This is a genomic window from Streptomyces sp. NPDC001410 (assembly GCF_042895235.1).
In the GTDB taxonomy this organism is placed as follows: Bacteria; Actinomycetota; Actinomycetes; order Streptomycetales; family Streptomycetaceae; genus Streptomyces.
In genome coordinates this window covers 169,228-190,734 of sequence record NZ_JBIAWE010000024.1, presented here as the reverse complement: position 1 = coordinate 190,734, position 21,507 = coordinate 169,228, and the positions used below count along the sequence as shown (strand labels likewise).

General features: G+C 69.8%; 22 protein-coding genes and 1 pseudogene. 5 read left to right on the top strand and 18 right to left on the bottom strand.

The features are described 5' to 3' along the window. Positions 1-370 precede the first annotated feature (370 nt). From ACFY3C_RS39905 to ACFY3C_RS39895, 3 genes are all read right to left on the bottom strand, one after another. On the bottom strand, positions 371-844 hold the full coding sequence (locus ACFY3C_RS39905; RefSeq protein ID WP_390774328.1) for a hypothetical protein: 474 nt from the start codon (positions 842-844) through the stop codon (positions 371-373). A 116-nt stretch (positions 845-960) separates the two neighbouring features. Beyond that, positions 961-1,473: a DinB family protein gene (locus tag ACFY3C_RS39900; protein ID WP_390774327.1), complete on the bottom strand. Its 513-nt coding sequence runs from the start codon at positions 1,471-1,473 to the stop codon at positions 961-963. 43 nt (positions 1,474-1,516) lie between these two features. Next, a complete protein-coding gene (locus ACFY3C_RS39895; RefSeq protein WP_386579710.1) occupies positions 1,517-2,107 on the bottom strand; it encodes a TetR/AcrR family transcriptional regulator in 591 nt (196 codons plus the stop codon). Positions 2,108-2,181: 74 nt separating this feature from the next. Here ACFY3C_RS39895 and ACFY3C_RS39890 point away from each other — a divergent pair, with 74 nt between their 5' ends. Both ACFY3C_RS39890 and ACFY3C_RS39885 read left to right on the top strand, forming a co-directional pair. Next, positions 2,182-3,357: an FAD-dependent monooxygenase gene (locus ACFY3C_RS39890; protein WP_390774326.1), complete on the top strand. Its 1,176-nt coding sequence runs from the start codon at positions 2,182-2,184 to the stop codon at positions 3,355-3,357. A gap of 10 nt (positions 3,358-3,367) precedes the next feature. Next, complete coding sequence (locus ACFY3C_RS39885) at positions 3,368-4,279, top strand: Gfo/Idh/MocA family protein (RefSeq protein WP_390774325.1); 912 nt, start codon at positions 3,368-3,370, stop codon at positions 4,277-4,279. Here ACFY3C_RS39885 and lnt read toward each other — a convergent pair. The 3 genes from lnt to ACFY3C_RS39870 form a co-directional block, all read right to left on the bottom strand. Beyond that, a complete protein-coding gene (lnt, locus tag ACFY3C_RS39880) occupies positions 4,197-5,762 on the bottom strand; it encodes an apolipoprotein N-acyltransferase (protein WP_390774324.1) in 1,566 nt (521 codons plus the stop codon). The genes ACFY3C_RS39885 and lnt overlap by 83 nt on opposite strands. 83 nt (positions 5,763-5,845) lie before the next feature. Further along, a complete protein-coding gene (locus tag ACFY3C_RS39875) occupies positions 5,846-6,328 on the bottom strand; it encodes a nuclear transport factor 2 family protein (protein ID WP_390774323.1) in 483 nt (160 codons plus the stop codon). A gap of 92 nt (positions 6,329-6,420) precedes the next feature. After that, positions 6,421-7,815 (bottom strand): hypothetical protein, encoded by a 1,395-nt coding sequence (locus ACFY3C_RS39870; protein WP_390774322.1) that lies wholly within the window; start codon positions 7,813-7,815, stop codon positions 6,421-6,423. A gap of 465 nt (positions 7,816-8,280) precedes the next feature. On the opposite strand from ACFY3C_RS39870, the gene ACFY3C_RS39865 reads away from it, so the two are divergent. Next, positions 8,281-8,865 (top strand): hypothetical protein, encoded by a 585-nt coding sequence (locus ACFY3C_RS39865; RefSeq protein WP_390774334.1) that lies wholly within the window; start codon positions 8,281-8,283, stop codon positions 8,863-8,865. A gap of 80 nt (positions 8,866-8,945) precedes the next feature. Then, on the top strand, positions 8,946-9,569 hold the full coding sequence (locus ACFY3C_RS39860; RefSeq protein ID WP_390774321.1) for a DUF4291 domain-containing protein: 624 nt from the start codon (positions 8,946-8,948) through the stop codon (positions 9,567-9,569). A 60-nt stretch (positions 9,570-9,629) separates the two neighbouring features. Here ACFY3C_RS39860 and ACFY3C_RS39855 read toward each other — a convergent pair whose 3' ends face one another. After that, positions 9,630-9,809 carry a hypothetical protein gene (locus ACFY3C_RS39855; protein WP_386579730.1) on the bottom strand — a complete coding sequence of 60 codons (180 nt, stop codon included), beginning with the start codon at positions 9,807-9,809 and terminating at the stop codon, positions 9,630-9,632. A 356-nt stretch (positions 9,810-10,165) separates the two neighbouring features. Further along, positions 10,166-10,300, bottom strand: a pseudogene (locus ACFY3C_RS39850) (undecaprenyl-diphosphatase); the annotation flags it as partial. Between ACFY3C_RS39850 and ACFY3C_RS39845 the strand changes: the two are divergent. After that, positions 10,263-10,505, top strand: coding sequence for a hypothetical protein (locus tag ACFY3C_RS39845; RefSeq protein WP_390774320.1), 243 nt, complete (start codon positions 10,263-10,265; stop codon positions 10,503-10,505). The pseudogene ACFY3C_RS39850 and the gene ACFY3C_RS39845 sit on opposite strands and share 38 nt — an antisense overlap. A 194-nt stretch (positions 10,506-10,699) precedes the next feature. Here the strand turns inward: ACFY3C_RS39845 and ACFY3C_RS39840 are convergent, their stop codons facing one another. From ACFY3C_RS39840 to ACFY3C_RS39795, 10 genes are all read right to left on the bottom strand, one after another. Then, positions 10,700-10,909, bottom strand: coding sequence for a hypothetical protein (locus tag ACFY3C_RS39840; protein ID WP_390774319.1), 210 nt, complete (start codon positions 10,907-10,909; stop codon positions 10,700-10,702). 332 nt (positions 10,910-11,241) lie between these two features. Then, entirely contained in the window at positions 11,242-11,802 is a 561-nt protein-coding gene (locus tag ACFY3C_RS39835; RefSeq protein WP_390774318.1) for a hypothetical protein, read from the bottom strand. A gap of 151 nt (positions 11,803-11,953) precedes the next feature. Further along, entirely contained in the window at positions 11,954-13,159 is a 1,206-nt protein-coding gene (gene fxlM, locus ACFY3C_RS39830) for a methyltransferase, FxLD system (RefSeq protein ID WP_390774317.1), read from the bottom strand. Positions 13,160-13,171: 12 nt separating this feature from the next. Continuing rightward, positions 13,172-14,314: a lanthionine synthetase C family protein gene (locus ACFY3C_RS39825; RefSeq protein ID WP_390774316.1), complete on the bottom strand. Its 1,143-nt coding sequence runs from the start codon at positions 14,312-14,314 to the stop codon at positions 13,172-13,174. Continuing rightward, complete coding sequence (locus tag ACFY3C_RS39820; protein ID WP_390774315.1) at positions 14,311-17,277, bottom strand: lantibiotic dehydratase; 2,967 nt, start codon at positions 17,275-17,277, stop codon at positions 14,311-14,313. The genes ACFY3C_RS39825 and ACFY3C_RS39820 overlap by 4 nt, the downstream gene beginning before the upstream one ends. A gap of 74 nt (positions 17,278-17,351) precedes the next feature. Beyond that, positions 17,352-17,522, bottom strand: coding sequence for an FxLD family lantipeptide (locus tag ACFY3C_RS39815; protein WP_390774314.1), 171 nt, complete (start codon positions 17,520-17,522; stop codon positions 17,352-17,354). Positions 17,523-17,697: 175 nt separating this feature from the next. Further along, the gene (locus ACFY3C_RS39810) at positions 17,698-18,243 is read right to left on the bottom strand and encodes a hypothetical protein (RefSeq protein WP_390774313.1); all 546 of its coding nucleotides are present in this window, start codon (positions 18,241-18,243) and stop codon (positions 17,698-17,700) included. Between the two features lie 195 nt (positions 18,244-18,438). Beyond that, positions 18,439-18,978: a hypothetical protein gene (locus ACFY3C_RS39805; RefSeq protein ID WP_390774312.1), complete on the bottom strand. Its 540-nt coding sequence runs from the start codon at positions 18,976-18,978 to the stop codon at positions 18,439-18,441. Continuing rightward, positions 18,975-19,913, bottom strand: coding sequence for an ATP-binding protein (locus ACFY3C_RS39800; protein WP_390774311.1), 939 nt, complete (start codon positions 19,911-19,913; stop codon positions 18,975-18,977). The genes ACFY3C_RS39805 and ACFY3C_RS39800 overlap by 4 nt, the downstream gene beginning before the upstream one ends. A 103-nt stretch (positions 19,914-20,016) precedes the next feature. Continuing rightward, on the bottom strand, positions 20,017-21,207 hold the full coding sequence (locus ACFY3C_RS39795; protein WP_390774310.1) for a helix-turn-helix domain-containing protein: 1,191 nt from the start codon (positions 21,205-21,207) through the stop codon (positions 20,017-20,019). Between the last annotated feature and the right edge of the window lie 300 nt (positions 21,208-21,507).

The window sequence follows — 21,507 nt, the reverse complement described above, 5'->3', positions numbered from 1 at the left end:
CCTCCGTGCGGTGAAGATTCGACACCTCCACCACACACGGAGGCCTTCGCCACGATCAAGACCGGCCCGCGTTAACAACGCTCGTGATCAATACACCTAGGGCCTGTCTGACATTTCCCGCCTGCCCCGCGGCGTCTGGCACGCACTCACCCACGCTCGGTTTCGCTCGCGCTGGGACCCCCATGCCGCGTTGCCGAATCGCCCGCGTGTCTCCGCCATGAGGGCGCTCCGGCGCCTTGCGATCGCACGCTCCCCCACGCTTCAACACGCTCGCGCGGGGGCACCCCCTCGCCGCCGCGGGGCCCGCTCTCCGGGCGGACGACGGGAATGGTCAGACAGGCCCTGGCGGCTGTATGCCGGTACAGCCGGGTCAACGGCCGTATGTCTGATCGCAGATCACCGCCTCGGGGCTGTCCCGACGCCAGCCGCCGTACTGCTTGCCGAGGGCGCACACGTCCGGGGCCTTCGAGGCCGGCTGGGACACGTCCGGGACGTCGGTGCGCGGGTCGCGGGGGTGGTCCGGGCGCGGGTTCGTCCGGGGGTGCGCGGGCGGGGCCGGCGGGCGGTGGGTGCCCGGTGGTGCGGTCGGTGCCCGGTGCGGGGTGGCGGTCGACCGGGCGGGGTGCCGGTGCTTGGACGGGCCGACCATCTCCAGAGCCTCCCGCGCCGGTGCCTGCACCACGCGCGGATCGGCTCTGCCGTCCGGCCGGGGCGCGGACGGCTGCGAGGGCGCGGTGTCGGGCGGGGGCGCCGGTGTCGCCGGGCGCGATACCGTCACACAGCCGGAGAGGGCCGAGACGGCCACGGTGACCAGGAGCGCTGCGGTGGTCGTCGTTCGATGCACCCGGGCAACTCTGGTGGGTCGGAGCCCGGATTGGCACCGTACACCGGAGGTTGAGCCCCCCGCACGGGTGATCTCGTGCCCCGTACGGAGGCTCTCGGAGTGCCGAAGGGTGACGTTCAGTCGCCGGTGGCGCCGTCGATCCGCTCGCGGACGAGGTCGGCGTGGCCGTTGTGCCGGGCGTACTCCTCGATCATGTGCGTGTAGATCCACCGGAGGTTGAACGGTTCCTCGGTGAACCGGCTCCTGCCCCAGGAGAGATCGTCGAGCGCGAAGCCGGCCGCGTTGCGCCGGGCCGTCTCGATCTCCGCCTGCCAGGTGCCGTACGCCTCCTCCCAGGTGTCCGCCGCGGTGAGGTGGAACTCGCCGTCCCGGTCCTCCTCGGTGAAGTAGATCGGCCCGGGGTCGTCGCCCACCAGGACCTTGCGGAACCAGCCCCGCTCCACCTCGGCCATGTGCCGCACCAGGCCCATCAGGGACAGCTCGGACGGCGGCACGGACGCGGTCCGCAGCTGCTCGTCGGTCAGGCCCTCGCACTTCCAGGCCAGCGTCTGGCGGTGATAGTCCAACCAGCCTTCCAGCATGGCGCGTTCACCGGCGTTCTGGGCGGGCTCCTGGCGTTCCGTCGTCATGCCCGCATCCTCGCAACACCACGCGGGGTGCCACCAGGGGGTTTCAGGTGCCCAGCATCCCGGTCAGCAGCTCCCGCAGCCCCGTGCGGACCTCCTCCAGGCTCGGCACCTCGGCGCTGAAGGAACCGGCCGCGCACGAGAACATCAGCCCGTCCGCCCAGGCGATCACCGACAGCACATGCCGGCCCGGGTCGGTCGAGCCGACCGCGGTGAGCAGCACCGCCAGCTGCTCCTTGAAGACGGCGCCGGTCGCGTCGTAGTAGGCGCGCAGCTCGGGGCGGCGGGAGGCTTCCAGGGCCAGTTCGTAGCGGGCGATCAGCAGCTCGCGGCCCCCGGTCAGGGAGCGGTGCACCGCCAGGGCCAGTCCCTCGGCCAGCGCGTCGAGCCCGCCCCGCGGGTCCGGCATCTCCTCCAGTGCGAGCACCCGCGCCTCCCGCTCGGCGTGCCGCCGCACCGCGAGTTCCAGCAGTGCCTGCCGGGTGCGCGCCACGTTCGAGGTCGAGCCCTGCGGCAGCCCGGCCGCCTCGTCCACCGCCCGGTGCGTCAGCCCGCGCATCCCGCGCTCGGCGAGCAGGGCGAGGGCGGTGTCGGCCACGAGATCGGCGCGGGACGCGCTCGGGGTGCGTACGGACATGAGCCGACCCTACCCGCCTCACTACGGCTGTAGTAAAGTCGCGCACACTACAGCTGTAGTTCTCAGGAGGAGTCATGGCACAGTCGGCCCGCGCGATCGTCATCGGCGGCGGAATCGGAGGCCTGACCGCGGCCGCGGCCCTGCACCAGCGGGGCTGGGAGGTCACCGTGCTGGAGCGGGCCCGCTCGCTGGAACCGGTGGGCGCGGCCATCTCGCTCGCCCCGAACGCCCTGCGCGCCCTGGACGTCATCGGCATCGGCGACGAGATCCGCGACCTGGCCGCCTGGCAGGGCGACGGAGGCCTGCGCACCCCGGGCGGGCGGTGGCTGTCCCGCTCCAGCGCCGAGGCCGCCGCCGCCCGCTTCGGCGGCCCCCTGGTCCTGCTGCCCCGGACCACCCTCGTCGACAGCCTCGCCGCACTGCTCCCGCCCGGCACGGTCCGCACGGCGGCCGCCGCCACCCTCGCCGACCCGGGGGACACCGCCCGCCCGGCCCGGGTGGCCGTGGCCGGCGAGGAACTGGAGGCCGACCTGGTGGTCGGCGCGGACGGCATCAACTCCCGTGTCCGAAGCGCGCTGTTCCCCGCCCACCCGGGGCCCGTGTACGCGGGGTTCACCACCTGGCGGGTGCTGATCCCGGTGCCCGGCGTCGAGTTCGCCTCGCACGAGACCTGGGGCCGGGGCCGCATCTGGGGCACCCACCCGCTCAAGGACGGCCGGGTCTACGCCTACGCGGCCGCCATGACCCCGCCCGGGGAGCGGGCCCCCGACGACGAGCAGGCCGAACTGCTGCGCCGGTTCGGGAACTGGCACGACCCGATCCCCGCCGTCATCGCCGCCGCCCGCCCCGAGGACGTCCTGCGCCACGACGTCCATCACATCGCCCAGCCCCTACCCGCCCACCACCTGGGCCGGGTCGCCCTCCTCGGCGACGCGGCCCACGCCATGCCGCCGACCCTCGGCCAGGGCGGCAACCAGGCCGTCGAGGACGCCGTCGTCCTCGCCCACCATGCCGACTACCTCGCCGCGTACACCGCCGCCCGGCTGCCGCGTACGGCCGCGATCGCCCGGCAGGCCGTCAAGGTGGCCCGCCTCAACATGGCCGAGAGCCGCGCCGTCGTCGCCGTACGCGACACCGCGATCGCCGCACTGTCGAAGGCCGGTCCCGCCCTGTTCCTGCGGAGCTTCGACGGCATCGCCGACTGGCGGCCGCCGTATGCTTCCGAGGAGGCACACGCAGGCAAGCGGTAGGGGAGCGCACGTGAAGGTCGGCTGCATCGGTCTCGGGGACATCGCACAGAAGGCCTACCTGCCCGTGCTGAGCACCCAGCCGGACGTCGACCTCCACCTGCAGACCCGCACGCCCGACACCCTCACCCGGGTCGCGGACTCGCTCCACCTGCCCGGGGACCGGCGGCACACGACCCTGGACTCCCTGCTGGCGGTGGGCCTCGACGCGGCCTTCGTGCACGCGCCCACCGTCGCCCACCCGGAGATCGTCGCCCGGCTGCTCGAAGCGGGCGTGCCCACGTACGTGGACAAGCCCCTCGCCTACCGACTCGCGGACTCCGAACGGCTGGTGGCCCTCGCCGAAGAACGCGGCGTCTCGCTCTTCGTCGGCTTCAACCGGCGCTACGCCCCCGCGTACGCGCAGTGCCAGGACCACCCGCGTGAACTGATCCTCATGCAGAAGAACCGGATCGGGCTGCCCGAGGAACCGCGCTCGATGATCCTGGACGACTTCATCCACGTCGTCGACACCCTGCGGTTCCTGGTGCCCGGCCCGGTCGACGACGTCACCGTCCGCGCCCGCACCGAGGCCGGGCTGCTCCACCACGTCGTGCTCCAGCTCGCCGGTGACGGCTTCACCGCGCTCGGAGTGATGAACCGGCTCAGCGGCTCGGCCGAGGAGATCCTGGAGGTCTCCGGGCAGGACACCAAGCGGCAGGTGCTCAACCTCGCCGAGGTCGTCGACCACAAGGGACAGCCGACGGTGCGCCGGCGCGGCGACTGGGTGCCGGTGGCCCGCCAGCGCGGCATCGAGCAGGCGGTCCTCGCCTTCCTGGAGGCGGTGCGCGCGGGCAAGGTGCTCAGCGCACGTGACGCACTGGCGACCCATGAGCTGTGCGAGCGGGTCGTACGAGCGGTTCTCGGCCCGTCCGGCGCTGCCTGAGCGCCCGTACCCCCTCGGTGCCGCACAGCGCGGCCAGCACCAGCAGCGCGGCGTGCACCGGCCAGTCGCCGTAGCGGACGTACGGCGTGACGCCGTGCGCCAGCGGCAGCTCGTACACGCGGGCGGTGCTCGCGCCGGTCCCGAGCCACGGGCCGAGGCGCTGCCCGCTCGGGCCGTAGACGGCGGAGACGCCGGTCAGGGTGGCGTGCACCATCGGGCGGCCGGTCTCGGCGGCGCGCAGCGCGGCCAGCGAGGCATGCTGCTCCGGGGCCCAGCTGTGCTGGAAGGTGGAGGTCGCGGACTGGCCGAGGAGGACGTCGGCACCGTCCTGGGCGAGATGCCGGCTCATGTCGGGGAACGCGGTTTCGAAGCAGATCATCGGGCCGATGCGCAGCCCGTGCCCGACGTCCATCACGACCTGTTCGGTGCCGCGCCGCCGGTCCTCGCCCGCCGCCTTGCCGACGGAGGTGGCCCAGCCGAGCAGCGAGCGGGCCGGGACGTACTCCCCGAAGGGGACGAGGCGCATCTTGTCGTACCGGGCACCGGTCGGGCCGTCCGGGCCGATGAGCACCGAACTCTTGTAGATGCCGGGCCGGTCCGCGCGGCGCGCGTCCACGTTGACCAGGATGTCCGCACCGGTCTGCCGGGACAGCGCCGCGACCCGCCGCGCCAGGTCGGGCCGGCGGCTCAGATCGAAGCCGACGCTGCTCTCGCCCCAGACGATCAGGTCGACGTGCTGCCCGGCCAACTGCTGGGTCAGCTGCTCCTCGTGGTCGAAGCGCCGGTCGCCGCCGTTCATGACACCGGGCTGTACGACGGCGATCCGGACGCGTCCGTCGATGTCCGGGCGGGGTGCCCACACCCAGGCCGCCGAGGTGGCTGCGGCAGTGGCGACGAGCGAGGCGAGGGCGGGTATCCGGAACTCGCGCACGGCCACCAGCATGGCGACCGCGACGTTGACCGCCACCACCAGGAAGCTGAGCAGCCACACCCCGCCCACCGAGGCCAGGCGCAGCGCCGGGCCCACCTGCCACTGACTGGAGCCGAGCATGCCCCAGGGCCCGCCGAGGCCCTGCCAGGAGCGGACCAACTCCACCGCCAGCCACGCCGACGGCAGCACCAGCAGCGCGGCCACGCCCCGCCACGGCGACGGCGTCCCGCCCAGGAACCGGCGGACCAGCCAGCCCCAGGGCACCCACAGCAGACTCAGCAGCCCGGCTATCAGGAACAGGAACACGTGCAGGCTCGGCAGCAGCCAGTGGTGCACGGCCAGCATCAACCCGAAGCCGCCGCACCAGCCGTCGTACGCCGCCCGCCGCCCGGTCGGCGCCGAGCGCACCAGCAGGATCCAGGGGACCAGAGCCACGTACGCGAACCACCACAGCGCGGGCGCCGGGAACGCGAACACGGGCAGAGCACCCGCGAGAGCGGCGACGACGGAGCGCCGCCAGGGGGAGGTCAGCCAGCGGTCGAACGTCCTCATACGGAGTCTCCCTACCAAGGCCTGCCTCCAGTGTGCGCGCCGGAAGCGATCTCCGACAGAGGGCGTCGAGGCGGCTCAGCGGCTCACTCGGGCAGGGCCGCCGGGCTGCGCTCGGGCATCCGGCGCCACTTCTCGTGCACGACGACCTCGCGCAGCCGCCAGCCCTCCCGTGTGCGCAACAACCCGAAGTCGTACCGGCCGCCGCACACCAGGTCCGGCGCGCCGGAGTCGCCGTCGCCGGCGAAGCGCATCGGGTTGACGTAGTCGGCCCGCACCCGGGCGGTGTCTCCGGTGTCGTGATCCAGGATCCCGAACCGCAGCCGCCGGTTGACGATCAGATGCTGCCGCATCGCGAACAGGTCCAGGCTCTCCGCGAGCCACCCGGCCACCCGGCCGGCCTCGCCCTCGATCCCGCCGGCGGAACGGTAGTCGGCCCGCCCGTCCGGCGTGAACAGCCCGCGGTACGCCGCCCAGTCACCGTCGTCCACCGCCGCCGCGTACTCGGTCACCAACTCGTCCACGGCCAGCCGGTCCATCACGGTAGCTAGCTCCACACGCTGCGTCATCGGCCAAGTGTTGGACACCGGGGGCCAGGTGCCAAGAGGCGCGCCGAATATTCGGTGGTGCGGGGGAGGCCGGAAGTCCGAACCTGTCCGCGTCAGCGAGGGACGCCTGCATCGTCCAGGTATCGGTGCATGGCTTCCGTGGGAAGGCTCGGGTTGCTGAGTGCGTGGGAGGAGGTCTCTGGATTCCCGCAGCTTTGGAGGATGAGATCGACTGGCAGCGCGGGGTGCGCGGCTGCCATGGCACGTACACGATCGTCCGGGTCGGCAAGCAACCGGACCACAACGTTGACGGGCACTTCGGAGTCGAGCCCCACCAGCCATCTCTTCGCCGGATCCGGATCGTTGGCGAAGCGTCGTCCGCTTCCCGCGCGCGGGAAGTTCGGATGGCGCAGCAGATCACCCTTGGTGATGACCTCGCAGTCCAGATACGTCTGCAGCACCACCTCGCCGTCGACGGTCGGTTGGTTCTCGCACAGCAGGAGTCGAACGGGGTAGTCGTCGTCCTTCGACAGCAGGTCGATGGCGTCGGCAGGCAGGTGTCGGCTGTAGGCGGCGCTGCGCCGTAGGAGGGTGTTGGCCGACTTGGCGCATTGGCGCAGGACGTCGGGATCGGCGCAGAGGCGAACCCATTCCACGGGATAAAGCCGGTCGGACGGCCTGATGGTGACGTCGATGGCGGTACGTTCAGCTTCCGTCAGCTCGGGTCGTACCGATACCGCCAGCCGGACGCCGTGCGCTTCGTCGTTCGCCAGCGTCCTGACGATGTCGATGGGAACGTTGAGGTTGGCCGCCAGCTCCCGCCGGTCTTCTTCTTCGGTGCTCGCTGCGAGTTGTTCGGCGGTCGCCGTGCTCATGGCGCCGTACCGGATCACATCCTGCCTGTCGAAGCGGCCGATTCCTGCGTTGAGAAGAAGGTCCGTGTAGCCGGCGTCATCGCGGCAGGCTTCCATCGCGGCCGCCTGACGTACTTCGTCATCGGCGTCGCGGAGCAGCCGGCTTCGGGTGTCCTCGGAGAGCAAGGCCCACTGGCGGCAGGCTGCATGCCGAAGGTCCGCATCCTGGTGGTCGGCGAGCCCGGCGACCAGGCTTGGAGCTGTGTGGCGGCAGAAGGCCGTGCTTCGGCGGACCCGCGGTTCCGGATCGGTGAGCAGGCGCTGCTGAGTGGACAGCGGCAGCGGCGGCACGGGAATGCGGAACCAGTCGGGTCCGATGGCCAGAACATGGCGGACACGTGGATCGGGATCGTCCACGAGCCGGGCGCGTTGTTCGGCCGGCACCGCGATGTTCTCGGCGAACGCGCTCCGCAGTCTGCGGCCGGCATGCGTGACGATGGCGTCGACCACTTCGTCCGGCAGAGGGCGCCAGGCGATCGAGCCCCAGGCCGCGATGGCTTCCTCGCACAACAGCCTGGTCAATACCTCGGCCGGCGCCGCAGGATTTCGCGCGATCGCAGCAATGGTCTCGCGGTGACCGCGATCTCCAGGCATGGTGCCCCCCCTGTTCGCCGGCGGACGTCGCGGGCCCGCAGATTGTGTGCATGTCGCGTGTACGAGGTCAACGTCGGCGATCATGCTCTGCTGCACATCCGGAGAATGGTGATCGGTCTCCCGGGGTGGCCCGAGATCCGGAAATTGATGCGGCTTTCAACGGCGCTGCGCTGCAGGCGATTTCAGTCGAACGCCACGACCAGGCGGACGCCGTCTGCACCGAAGCGGCCTGCCAGAGCCTGTCCGCGGTAGGCGTGCCACCCGCGGACTTGCACACGGGATGTCCGTACTCACGATGCGGCACTGTAACGGACTCGGAGTCCGCCTCCAGGGTGCACGGCTGAACGCGGAACTGGGGCAAATTCAATGGCCAACTGGCAGGTTGCGGCCCGAAGCGTGGATCATGGAGTGGTGAGGGAGTGGACCAAGGAGGCGGCTCCGGTGGAGCAACAAAGGCGTGAACCGGTGCTTTCCGCGTACCAACAGGCCATGCGGGATCGGCTCCTCGCCGCCCCTGTGGTGCCCGCGCCCAAGCCCTGGCGGCCCGTCTTCGAGTACGAGTACGGCGTCCCGGTCGGGGGACTTCTCGGAATCGGCTTCGCGTCGCACCCCGACAGCGGCCATGACCTGGTGATGGTTGTTTCCGGCGATGGTCACGGCCTCTTCGACGCCGTCACGGGGGAGAAGATTGCCCGGGACCGCGACCCGGACGAGCACACTCCCGATGCATCCCCCGACCTGTCATGCCCTGGGCTGGGTCCGATCGCCGGTAGCAGGGTGCGTATAGCCGGGCTCTTCGGGGGAGGTTTTCATACCGTTACCGCGGACAGTTGGATCCTGAAGGTCGTCACTCCGGCCTGGCCCAATGAGCGTGTCCTGTTGTCCCGGAACGGGGGGTTGCCTCACTCCGGTCCGCATGGAGAGGGGTGGTGGCACATCTTCCACGCCAACTACTCCGAGTTCCGAGCCGCTGGCTTTTCTCCCTCCGGTCAGACTATTGCCGTTGCGACAAGCAGCGATCTGTCTCTGTGGACACGCAGGACGGTCTGAACCCGGCCGAGCTCCACAAATGGACGGCGCTGCCGAATATTCGGTGGTGCGGGGGAGGCCGGACGACCGAACCTGTCCTCGTGAACGATCAGTCAGTCGAACAAGTAGTTGAACCCGAGCCGAAGTTCCGGATCCGGGCCCGCCAGACGGATTCCACGGTCACCGTCTACCAGGCGTACCGCCCGGAGATCGGCGGCCCCGCGGCCCGCACCGGCCGCTTTCCGGCCTCCTGGAAGCGGGACCGGATGACCTGGATCAAGCCGTCCTTCCTGTGGATGATGTACCGCTGCGGCTGGGGCACGAAGGAGGGCCAGGAGACGGTCCTCGCCGTCGAGATCGCCTGCGACGGCTTCGAGTGGGCCCTGCGGAACTCCTGCCTGTCGCACTACGTCTCCGGCCTGCACGAGAACCAGTCGGCCTGGAAGCGGGAGTTGAGGCAGTCACCGGCCCGCGTCCAGTGGGACCCGGAGCGGGACCTGCACCTCAACCCGCTGCCGCACCGCTCGCTGCAGCTCGGCCTCGCGGGCGAGGCGGCCGTCCGGTACGCGGACGAGTGGATCGTCGGCATCGAGGACGTGACACCGCTGGCGACGGAGATCCACGGGCTGGTGCGGGCCGGCGAGCTGGACCGGGCGGCGGAGCTGTTGCCGGAGGAGCGGCCGTATGCGGTGGATGACGAGGTGCTCGCGCATCTGCGCGCATAGCGTCGTCGGTCCGACACCGACACCGACACCGGATTCGGACTCCGGCTCCGGACTCCGGTCTCAGGCCGCCTCGATGATCTCTTCGCGGATGGCCTCCGCCCACTCGACCACCAACAGCTCGTACTCCGCGCGCTCCTGGGCCGACAGGGTGCCGCCCGCACGCAGCCACAGCGCCCGGATCTGCTCGTTCACCTCGGCAGCAGACCGCACGGAACCAGGGGGCAGGGAATCGGGGGACATGCGGACAAGCGTAGGGGCAAGAACTGACACTGCGCTACCGCATGGCTACTCAGAACGTATGGGGTTGGTCACCGGTCATCACGCCCGCGTTCGCAGTCGCGCCAGCCCAGACGGCATATGCCCCGCCGGGCCGCCGAGCGGAAAGAGCCGCGGGTGGTCGTGAACTGCCCCTCCGGATACGTCCGTTCGTCCCCCGCGTGGCCACTGACTCCGCAGGCCATGGCCACTTCGGCGGAGTGGGCGGGCAGGTGGGAGGGGGCCCGTTCAGGTCCGCCCCGTCCTGCGCGCGGGAGATGTCCGAAACGGTGGTGGATGCCGAGGAGTTGCGGTGGGCCGCCGAACCCGCCCCGGGCCCGTCAGCTCGCCGATTCCGCCGCGTGGGGGCTCAGGGCGCCCGTCGTCACCAGCGCGATGATGACGATGCCGAGGGCGATGCGGTACCAGACGAAGGGCATGAAACTCTTGTTGGAGATCCACTTCATGAACCAGGCACTGCAACTGGCGCGTCAGGTGCACAGCCCACTGGATGAGGCACGCGCACTCGAAGGCGCAGCCCGGTGTCAAGCCCGTACCGGTGAACGCATGGCCGCTTTGGCCAACCTCCGTCAGGCCGTAGGCATCTACCAGCGCATTGGCTCCGCCGAAGCCGAGCAGGCCGCCGCATTCTTGACGGCCTTGGAAGCCGAAGACGACTGAGGCAGTTCGGCTGTTCAGGAATCAAATGAGCAAGATCGGTCAACGGTGGCGTGCGGCCGGATCGGCGCCGGATCATGCTCATATGGGGGCGCTCGACGGCGCCCTCAGCTCCGCGCCGCCCCTCGCGCACGGGCCGCGCCACGCCGCACCGGTGTTTTCTTCCCCCGCTGCTGCCCGAGTCTCCTATTCGTCGCTCACGGCCGCCAGAGCAGGTTGCCCAGGTTCTGCGCGCCCCGGGCATCGCCGCGCTCGTCCGCCCGCCGGTAGGCGGCCAGCGCGCCCGCCTCGTCGCCTCGCCGCCCGAGCAGCACCCCCAGATCGTTGGCGGCGCCCGCGTCGCCCCGCTCATCGTCCTCCCTGAACTTGGCCAGCGCTGTCTCCTCGACCCCCGGGCGCTGGAGCATGTTCTCGACGTCCTGCTGGCTCGGGTGAAGAGGAATCGGTGCCGCCCGCCGCGCGCCGAACAGTCGTCTCCACGCGTCCCTGATCCGCCACTCCATGGCGTCGGATTCTAGAACTCCCCGACAACATCCGGGGGCGGCGTCGCGGAGCAGCCGCCATCCGACAGCAGCTCCTCGAACTACCCGCCCCCGTCGTCGCGGACGCTCTCGGCTACCACGACAAGACCACCACCCGACTCCTCACCGAGACCGGCGGGACATGGAGTCGATACGCCCCCGGCGATCACACACGGTCACCAGCAGGCTGGACTCCACGAGGATCCGGCGACAGTTGATTAGGCGAGCTCACCAGTACGGGACCCCTTGGGGCGGGACACCCCGGACACGTAGGCGCCGATGCCGCGCCGGTTGATCGTGCCGCCGAGGATGATCCGCGCGTTCGGGGGCGGGGTGGGGATCTTCCGCTTCGCGCGCTTGCTCTGGTCTCCGCCGATCAAGTGCCGGTTGTCGATCTTCTCGGCGCAGTCCTGGCCCTTGACCTCGTCGTACGGGCGGCGGCAGCCCTTGCAATACACCTCGAGCGCGTCGACGCGCTGCCCCTCGGTCGTCTTGAAGCTGCCCCGGTAGTCGGCGACGCTCGCGATCTTCGGCGTGACCTCGATCTCGGCGGCCACGACCCAGACGTGGGACAGGTCCGGCTTCTCTTCCGGTGTAGGCGGGGCCGAAGGTTCTGCCGGGGCGGACTCTTCGAGCGTCTTCGTCTCAGCCGCACGCGCGGGCACGCGCTCGGCTGTGCGCGGCTTGGGGGCCGGCTCGGGCTCGAGCCAGGCGAACAGGCTCTCCTGCAGGTGGGAGCGGCCGGTCTCGGGCGAGAGGGGAGCTGTCGCGGTCGTCACACCGTTCCTCCGGGTCACTGCGGGGTTGACGTAAAGGCCAACCCCCTTCACTGCCCGAACGTCAACGGCCGTGATCTGTTACACCTCCGCTCGCACCTCATGCAAAGGGCGCCTCCCTTCCCTTCTGGGGGAGGCGCCCTTTGCAGCGGGGTCAGTAGGTCAGCGTGAGTCGACTCTCCGGCTTGCTGATTACGTGACCCGGGCCGACTGTCATGTCGGACTTCGCGGGGGTGATGGTCAGTCGGGGAACCGCGGTGCGGGCGGCGCCCCAGGCCTCGATGTGCGCAATGAAGTCCTGGGCGAGCTTCTCGGCGTGCGGCCCGTACGCGGCCGCTCCGAGCCGGTGGGGCCGCTGCGGGTCCACCCCTTCGCGGCGCACGATCAGGTAGGCGAGAGAGTCCCCGTCGATCAGGACCGGACTGCGAACGGGGAGTGCCGGCCGTAGGACAAGTTCCTGAGTCATCGCATCGGGCGTGACCTGCAGGCGGCACACCCGGTCGTCTGTGGCGGTTGCTCGCAGCCACACGCCGTCGAAGGACTCTTCGCCACCGATACGCTGCTCGGACATGACCTCGATGCCGGTGGTGTTGCTCAGGCTGTTGCCGAGCGTCCCGGCGTCCACGGCCTGGTCCTCGTCGTGGATGACGCGGATCGTGTCGTCCGTGTTGAGGGTCGTTGTCTTCTCGCCGTCCTGCCCGATGATCGGGACGAAGCCGCACAGCTCCATCCCCTCCGAGACGAGGCTGTCGCCGTGGCGGGTCAGGGCCACGGACCGGGTCTGGCCCCGCCATCGCAGCGGGAGGACGAGGCGGCCGCCCTCGCCGAGTTGCTCCCACCATGCGGCGGGCACGTCCCACAGACCCACGGCCGCGAGCATTCGGTCGTAGGGCGCGTTTTCGGGCGCGCCGAGCAGCCCGTCGCGCTCCATCACGTGAACCTGCTGGTACCCGGCACGGTCGAGCATGGTTCGCGCGTGCAGTGCCACATCGGAGTCGATGTCGATGCTCGTGACGTGTCCGTTGTCGCCGGTGAGCTCAGCGAGCAGCGCGGCGTTGTAGCCGGTTCCGGCGCCGATCTCGAGGATGTCGTCTCCTTGACGGACGTCGAGCTGGCTCAGCATCATCCCGACGACAGACGGCACCGAAGCGCACGACAGGGGAAGAGGTCCACCGAGGGGGTTGTCCTTGATGGACACGGCCTGGTCGGCGTACGCCTCCGGAAGGTCGATGCCGGGCAGGAACGCCTCTCGGTGCACCGTGCGCATGACCCGCTCGACATCAGCGGTCAGGCGTACGTCCTGGAGAATCTCGTCGACAAGGCGGTTACGCAGGTCGTCAGCGGTGGGAGTCTGGCCCACTGGTCATCCCTTTCAGTTCAGAAGAAGGCACGTCTCCCACCCCAGGTCAGCGGGGCGAGGAGTGCTGAGGGTGTGCAGCGTGAGCAGAACGCCGGCGTTGCCGGAGAGCAGGCCAGCGTTCTCGGGTATCTCGTGCCGCACCATGTGCGCGCTGAGGTGCGAGCGCAGTACGGGCAATTCGTTGGTGATGGTGGGGGTCATGGCGTCGGTGGCAATGCGGTCGCAGGTCAGCAGCAGCCCGGCCCAGCCGTGGCAGAGCGTGATGTCCTCGAGCTGGGAGAGGCGCCGGTGATCGGTGATGGAGCTGAGCACGACGTGTTCGGCGAACCGGCGCGCTCGCCCGTTGCGGCGGGCGAGCGCGGCGAGCTGCAGGGCACGGCCGATGCCGGGGGTGCCGTAGCACCAGGAAGGACGTCCCGGTTCACCGCCGCTGACAGGTCCGTTCAGGAAGTCCGGTAGTTTCAGGAGTTCGGGCCATCCGATGGTGCCGTCGCTGGACGGCTGCGCCCACGTGGTGAGGAAGGTGATGCCTTCGTCGAGCGCCTGTTCCTGGCCGTCGACCGTGACGCCGGCGCGGCTGGCCAGGGCGAGGAGAGCGAGCGGGCCGGGCATGCCGTGCGCGATGCCGAAGTTGGAGTGTCCTGTTCTGAACGCGCCGTCCTCTGGGAGGCCTCGCGGTCCGTCGGCCGTCCACCAGCCGGGGACCTGGCTGCCGGCCACGGTAAGTGGTTCGGTGAGCAGTCGTACGAGGTAGCGCAGGATGCGCTCGAGCGCGGCCTGTCGTTCGCGCCGCAGCAGGTAGGCGCCGAGCCCGGTCAGTCCGCTGATCAGGTCGTACTCGGCCATGCGGGGTGGGCGCCCGCTGTCCATACGGCGCTGTGCGGCATCCAGGCGGGTGGCAACGATCGCGATGGTCTCGGCGTCCAGATTGGCGAGCGTGCGTGAGGAAGCCGGAGGCTTGGCGAAGTGCAGCGCGTATGCGACGGCGGGAACTCCTCGGTACAAGCTGGCCTCGTCGGGATGCGCGGCCAGTGGCTGGGCTGTGGCGGCTTGCGCGGCGGCGCGGGCAGCGGGCCAGGTGCCGCGGGTGTGGGCGACCACCATCTCGTACAGGGCGGTCCCGGCGAGGCCGCCACCGAGGTCGTCGTGCCTCACGCTTCCCCCTGTGTCAGAGACCGGCAGGCCTGCCGTGCGGCGTGCCGGGATGCGGCCTCGCTGGTTCGGTCGGGTCCGGCCATCCGGTTGTGATGCATGTGCAGCAGCGAGTCGAGGACCTGTCCTTGGTGCTGGTCGTCGACTCGGGCCCGGTATCTGCCCAGGGCCTCCCGGCGCTGCGCCAGGGCCGCGGCCAGACGGGGGGAGGCGGTCAGCAGCGGGCGGGCGCGCACCTGGCTGACGGTGGGGCGGGTGATCTCGGGGCGCCCCTCGCCGATCGGCGCCGCGGTGGCCATCCACGTCCGTCCCTCGCGGGTGCCGAAGAACCCCTCCACCAGGTCGCTCATGCTGAGGGCGCAGAGCACTTCCCGTTCCAGGCGAGGCAGGTCGGTGAGCGCGTAGCGGGTGACGAGACTGTCCGCGACGAACACGGCTTCGGCCAATTCCATCACGGGGCCTATGCCGTAGCGGCCAACTTCGGGCCGATAGCCGTCGACAACGAGATGGGAAGCGAGCCGGTCGACGGTGAGCTGCTTGGTCCATGCGGCCACGGTTTCCAGGGTGGTTCCGCCAGCGGGCACACGGATGCGCAAGTGGTCCGTCTCGTGCAGCGACCGGTAGCGCACGAACCACGCTTCAGAGGTAGCAAGGTCCTCTAGGAGGCCGGGCAGACGGTGCGTGATGATCTGATCCATCGCGGTGGGATGGGTGAACACCTTCGCCTGCAGCCAGCGGCCCGCATCGCCAGGCCGTGTCAGGTCCTGGTTCGTGAGCAGAGGCGCACGCGTCAGGTCCGGGTGGGGCACCTGTGGGCCGGTGGCGGCGAGCGGCACGGTGATCTCGTGCGCGTGCCCGATCCACCCCAAGTCGTCGCCCGCCACAGCCTCGGCGAGGATGGCCGACTGGTGGTGCTGCAGGTACTGGTGGAGCAGCCGGCCGTGAAGCGGTTCGGCCAAGTCGAGGCCCATGGTTCGGTCGTCGTCGTGGAGGTCGAGACGTACCGGGCAACGCCATGTGGCAGCCCAGTCGTTCAGCGCCGCATGCCAGGCTTCCGTATACGGGCCGTGTGGCAGCACCGCAGCGGGAAGTTTCCAGCGCGCGGGGGCGAGAACCGTACGCCGATAGCGGATCCGTGGGAGAAACGGCAAGGCGGCGGCGGCCGGCCCCCAGTCGAACGCGGTCCAAGCGGTGACCGATCCACGATTGAGCATGGCCAGGAACCGAGCCAGGGGTGGCGCCTGCTTCTCCAGCGCGAGCGGGTGGAGCACGAGCGGCTCGACGACGCGCCGCCGGGAGACGCTGACCAGGTGCAGATGCCTGTCGGTGGAGAACACGGCGAGATCGTCCACGCCGACGATGTGGTCGGCTGGCTCGCGGTGTTCACCGACGCTGAGCACGTGGGGCAGCACAGCGGGGATGCGAGCCACGTTCTCCCCGTGCGGAAACGTGGGCGTGAAGGAGAGCTGTGCGGGCACTGCTCCCTCAACCATGGTGGGCAGTGTGGCGTACAGGTCACACAGTCCGGCCCCGAGCAGTGCGGTGAACCGTCCGGAGAGGGCGCCCGCGGTCCAAGCCGGACGCACCTCGAGCAGAAAGTCGCCGTAGTCCAGGGCGCCGGGGCTGGCAGACCGTATCCGCAGCGCCAACTCAACATGCGGCGCTACCGGTCCGGTCTCAGCCCCATCGGTGAGGTCGTCGATGTCCGCGTCCGAGAGCACGATCTCGCGGGTGCCGGTCATGGCCGCATGCATGGCCTTTGAGGCGAGTTTCTCGTCACGGGCCAGCGTCTTGGGCGGAGTCGCCGGCCATAACGACATGGGGTAATCGGCGGGGTAGCCGATGCCGGTTGCCAAGTCGACGGCGTCGCGTACGGGGACGAGGACGCCGGCGCCGTACCGCTCCCAGAAGTGTGTGGCGTAAGCCGTCCATGCGGGGGATTCGCCGCGGGCACGAGTCAGGCGGACTAGCGCGTCCGCCGCGTACTCGGCTTCGTCCAGGACGTGATGGGGGACGCGTACCTGGGCGTCGAGCCGCAGGTCGAGGGAGATGCGGCTGCGGCTGGCCGCGGGGGCGAACTGCATCAGGTCGTCGGCGGTCGCACGGAGCTTGTGGGCAGCGTCGCCCGTGGCCTGGTTGTGCGCGGCGAGGAGCCGTCCGGCCCTATCGAGCTGAGCGAGGATCTCCCGGGTGCCCTGTTCGAACTCCCCGGTGTGAGAGCGAAGGGCGCCCACAATGTGCCCGGCAGGATCGTCCACGGTCATCGGTGCCGTGAGACTGCTGATCAGGTAGCCGTCGGCGAGAGCCTGCTTGATCAGGCGTCGAGCCTGTTCGGGAGTGCCTCCTGCATCGGTGAGCAGGCGCAACAGCTGCCGTCCGCTGGCGGGTTGCTCGACAGCCTGCAGGAGGACGGCCAGCGGGCGGCTGATCTTGGCACTGGCGATGCGTCCGCCTGAGCGGGGTGTGTTGAGGGTGTCGCCACGCCGGAATGCCAGGCTGTTGATCTGGATGGTCAGGTGCGGCAATACATCGGCGCGGCCTTCCAGGTCCTTGCGCACGTGGTCGACCCACAGGGTGTCGGGGCGGGCGACAGCCTGATGAGCTGTGCCCATGGTGGCGGAAGCTGCACCGGTAGCGGCCAGGGTGACCCCGGCGAACAGGCCGAACGGTGTCGGCCGCCCGGTGGCACGCAGCAAGTACCCGGCGATGGAGCATGTGGCCTTGCGGATCCGCTTCGGTTCGATGTCGTCGCCGGCGAGGATCCGTTCCACGTAGTCCACCAGGCGCGGGGATGCTGCGCGTAGTGGGACGGCGAACGTGTCGTCGGCCCATACCTGCTCGAGCCACTGGCGGCAGGCGTCCGTAGAGCCGATGGCGGGCCAGTCGGTGGGGCGGGCCGTAGCGGGCATGGCAGCGGCGCGCAGGACCAGCACGTCCCCGAACCGCCGGTAGATCGGTCGAGTCACAGGTGTCCCTCCCTCCATCAGTGGTGCGCCGGTGCGGGCGGAGAGGTCGCCCGCACCGGCGCGAGGGTGCTGGGTCAGCTCGAGGTGCAGGATGACGCGCAGGTCTTGGCGCACCCGTCGCTGGTGTCGCACATCTCGATGATCGGCGTCGGCGACGTCGTGATGGTGGTGTTCAGGTCCCACTCGTCCCCGGAGAGCGGAACCTCGACCGTCTTCGAGGCGAGTGGCGCAGCGGCTTGCGGCATAGCTGGTGCTCCTTGATGAGTCGGCCGCCCGTGGGACGGGGCGGAGAGGCCCGCAGGACCCCCGTTGTGACCTGCCGTACTGGTCAATGCAGATCACAACGCGGGCACCGCGAAGAGGGCTTTGCGTCTGCCCGATGGCCGCGGTCCTGGCATCATCCGGGCCACTGGGCAGGATCTAGGGGATGGTCGCAGCGAACCGAACCACGGTGGTAGATCGCAGTTCACGGACGGCCTGTCGAGCTATGACGAACGGCAGATCAGGAGAGTCGTAGAGGACCAGGGCGTTCGGCTCAAGCGGAACCTGCTCGCCGGGCCGGGGGTAGAGCGTCCCGCGCACGCCGATCAGCTCGGCTTCCCGCACGCGAAGTACCAGGTGGCCCTCGCGCAGCCTTGGGCAGAGCCTGGGCGCCTCATCGCTGCAGGGCTCGCACATGGGCGGGATAGCGGACAGCACTCCTTCCCAGCGTCCGGCCGGCATGTCGTCGAGGAGAGGGAGGGTCCACAGCATCCCTCTCTCGTCGTGGGCGGCTGTCTCCTTGCAGCACGCACAGAGGAGGTCTTCCATCGCGGCCCGCTGCCGCTCGGGGTGGAGTTCGGCCGCGTACTCGGGCCTGCCGGTCGTCGTACCGCCGCACACAGCCCACAGCACACCGTCCAGGTCACGCGAGATGGCGTCCTGCACCGGGTCGGCGTACGCAACGCCGGATGCCGTGACCACCACGGGGGCGTGGACTGTGCTCTCGCCCGTCCATGGCGTCACGTACGGCGCTACGGGTCTGTCCACTGCTCTCCCCCGAAGGTCGGCTGAAGGAATGTGAGATGAGGTCCTGCGGCCGGGGCGGATCCGGCCCCGGCCGCAGGGGCTTGGCCGTGCTCGTCGGCCTGCGAGGGGAGCAACGCCGACGAGCACGGAGTCTCAAGAGGTGACGCCAAGTTGGGTCGTGAGCGCGGCATGCGGCGTGGGCTCAGGCCGGAACCGCGCCAGGGCGTCCCGGAGTGGCTTTGTGGGAACGAGCCGATCGCTTGCCGACGGCCGGAACCAATACGGGCCCGGCGGAACCATCCGGTTCAGGGATGGGAGCGTGATCGTGTGAGGCGCGCCCAGACACACCGCGTGGGTGTGCCGCTCCCACTGGGCAGAGGATCCGGGCGGAACCAGCCAGTAGAACCACCCGCTATCGGGGTCCTCGATCACCGGCCCGCATCCACCCTGTACCTGGTCCATCAGCGCGACAACAGAGCGTGCCTGTAGGCCTGAGCTGGAGATGACGACGTCGAAGAGGTTGCCTCCGAGGCGTACACGGGTGTCGCGGCGGGCTTCGACGGCCAGGAGGGTGCGGATCACCTCGGCAAGGTCCGCCATATCGGCGGCCGGCTCCCGGGTCGCACCAGCGGACTCGACCAGGTGCTGCATCACCTCCGCACCGGTGAGCAGGCTTGTGGTCGGGGCGGTCACTGGACCACCTGACCCGGGTTCATGGTGGCGCGCACGGTCTTACCCTCAAAGTCGGAGGCCACGAACCAGGAGAGTCGGGCTCCGAGCTGCCGGGCGTTCCACAAGCCGCGGCCTTCGGTGCCATCGACAGCTTCGGGGAAGTTGGGGAATGTCGGGTTCGGGTCCGTGACGTCGATGAGTAGTTCGTGGGCCTCGGTGACGCGCAGGCGGACGCCGAGGCTCTCCCCGGTGTTCCCCGGGGCGAGGCCGTACGCCACGGCGTTGTCGACGAGGCAGTGCAGTACGTCAATCGCGGCGTGCACGTTGCCGGGCCAGTCCAGCACCGTGAGAAGAGTCCGACCCTCGATTCGCGCGGCACTCACCGCAGTTGGGCCGGCGGGGAGTGAGAGCGGCACCTCGCGTAAGACCGGCGCGGTCAGCGCGGCGGGTTCCATGTCGGAGGGTCCTTCGGTCAGGGGGAGGGTGCACCAGGTTGTCGTGCCATCGGGGCTGACGCCCCACTCCGCGGCCAAGGACTCGACGAGGAAGAGGCCGCGGCCGCCTTCATCGGTGGGGTCGGCGTGGCGAAGCTCGGGCCGGATGGGGGATCCGTCGTTCACCTCGATCACGCAGCGGTCGTCCTTGATGTAGACGCGGACGCTGATGTCGGGGCCGCTGCCATGGCGGAGGGCGTTGGTGGCCAGTTCAGTGAGGAGCAGTTCCGCGGTCTCGATCAGGTCGGGACGGCCCCAGTAGGTGAGGCCGGCGCGGACGATGCGGCGGAGGCGCTGGGGCCAGGCGGCATCTGCTTCGGAGAGGTCGCCGCTGTCCGGGTCGGGGCGGCGCTCGATGGACATCTCGAGGGCTGTCCGGGCGTCTCCGTAGCGTCTCGGCTCAGGGGCGGTTCCGGGCGCGCGTCGACGGGTGCGCTCCTGGTCCGCAAGGTTGGTCGTCATGGTCGGCTCCATGTCGAAATGGCCAGTGACGACATGGTGGTGCCACAACTAGGCGCCAACTAGCCTGAGTTGAGGCTAGTTGGGGCCATAGGTTGACGGTGGGTCACACTTGCGAGGTCAGCCAACTCCCGTACGACAGGAAACTGTCGGGGAGTCGACGATGTGCTGCTTCCAAACTGGCGTACGTCTCCCTCACCATCGGGTGGTACTTCGCCTGTTGCGGAGCGGTCTTACGCGCCTTGAGCAGACTGGCGAACGAGGCCTCGAGCTTCCCCGTCCACATCTGCGCGCGGGCCACCTCAGCCCAGTGGTGGCTTGTCCGGGACTTCGGCCAGTCAGCCGGGATAGCGAGACTGTCCGCCTCCTCGACGGCCTTGTCGTACTTGTCGAGTTCAGCGAGGACCGACACCCGGTGCACGCTGACGTTGGTCCCGCCGAACGCCATCCACAGCACCTTCGGGGACTCGCCGGTGCGGGTCGCGATGCGCTCAGCCTCGGCGAGGTGGCCCATGGCCTGTTCCTCGTTGTGCGCCCGGCCGGCCATCACGGAGCCGCCGAGATGGAGCTGCCCGGTTACGACGTCCCGCTCCCGCGAAGCCTCCGCCTGTCCGATGGTCCGCAGGCCCAGGTCGACGAGCCGCTGCCCGGTACGGAACTTACCCTCCCGCAGGTACGTCAGCGCACGGAAATACTGGTATGCGCCTCCGAACACCGCGCTGCTCGCGCGCTGGGCGGCCCAGTCCAGGCGGGCGAGTGAGAGCTGCGCCAGGTCTGCGTATCCCAGCTTCGTCGCCACGTCGTACGAGGTGCGATAGAGCGAGGCGAGGACGAGCCAGCCGTCGCTACTGCCCTGCTCGTGTGCTGCGGTGGTCGTCTCCTCGATCAGGCCGGCGACTTCGCTTGCCGCGGTTTTGATTTGGCCGGCGCGGACGGCTGCGCACAGGCTTTCGGAGTCCTCCCGCAGATTCCGGAGCGGACGGGCCGAGATGTCGGGGTCGGGCCCCAGGTCGTAGACGTCCAGCGCCTCACGGATGGGCGCTATCAACACGTCCAGTTCGTCGGCGCGGAGGTCGGCCTTGTACGGCTGGCCGACGATGGTGGAGACCTCGACGCGCATGGCGCGAGCGAGGCAGGCGACAGCGTGCGGGGTGGCCGAAAGCCTGCCCTGTTCGATCTTGGTCAGCGTGTTGTACGGGACTCCGGACAGGTCGGCCAGGCCCTGTTGGGTGAGGTGGCGTTCCCGGCGGAGTCGAGCGATTCGCACGCCGGTGTGGTCTTGAGGCAGAGCGTGCATACTTATCTCCTGTTCTGCTTCGACACCAGAACGGTACCCCGCGATCGGCTTCGTGGGGCGCGACAGAACCCCGCTCCATGAGATGGAGCGGGGTTCTGTCGTTCCTCAATTCGTTTTCTGCCGCTCAGGATTGTGCACTGGGACCTTGGCAAACGGGTCGAACTCGGCGTCTACGACGGGACGCACATACACCACTTCGGGGATGGGGGAGTCCTCCCGCCACCGTCCCGCCTTGCGGAGGTCGCGGGCGGACACCTTGGCCTCAACCTGTAAATGGCCGTCTCCCCAGCCTCCGAAGCC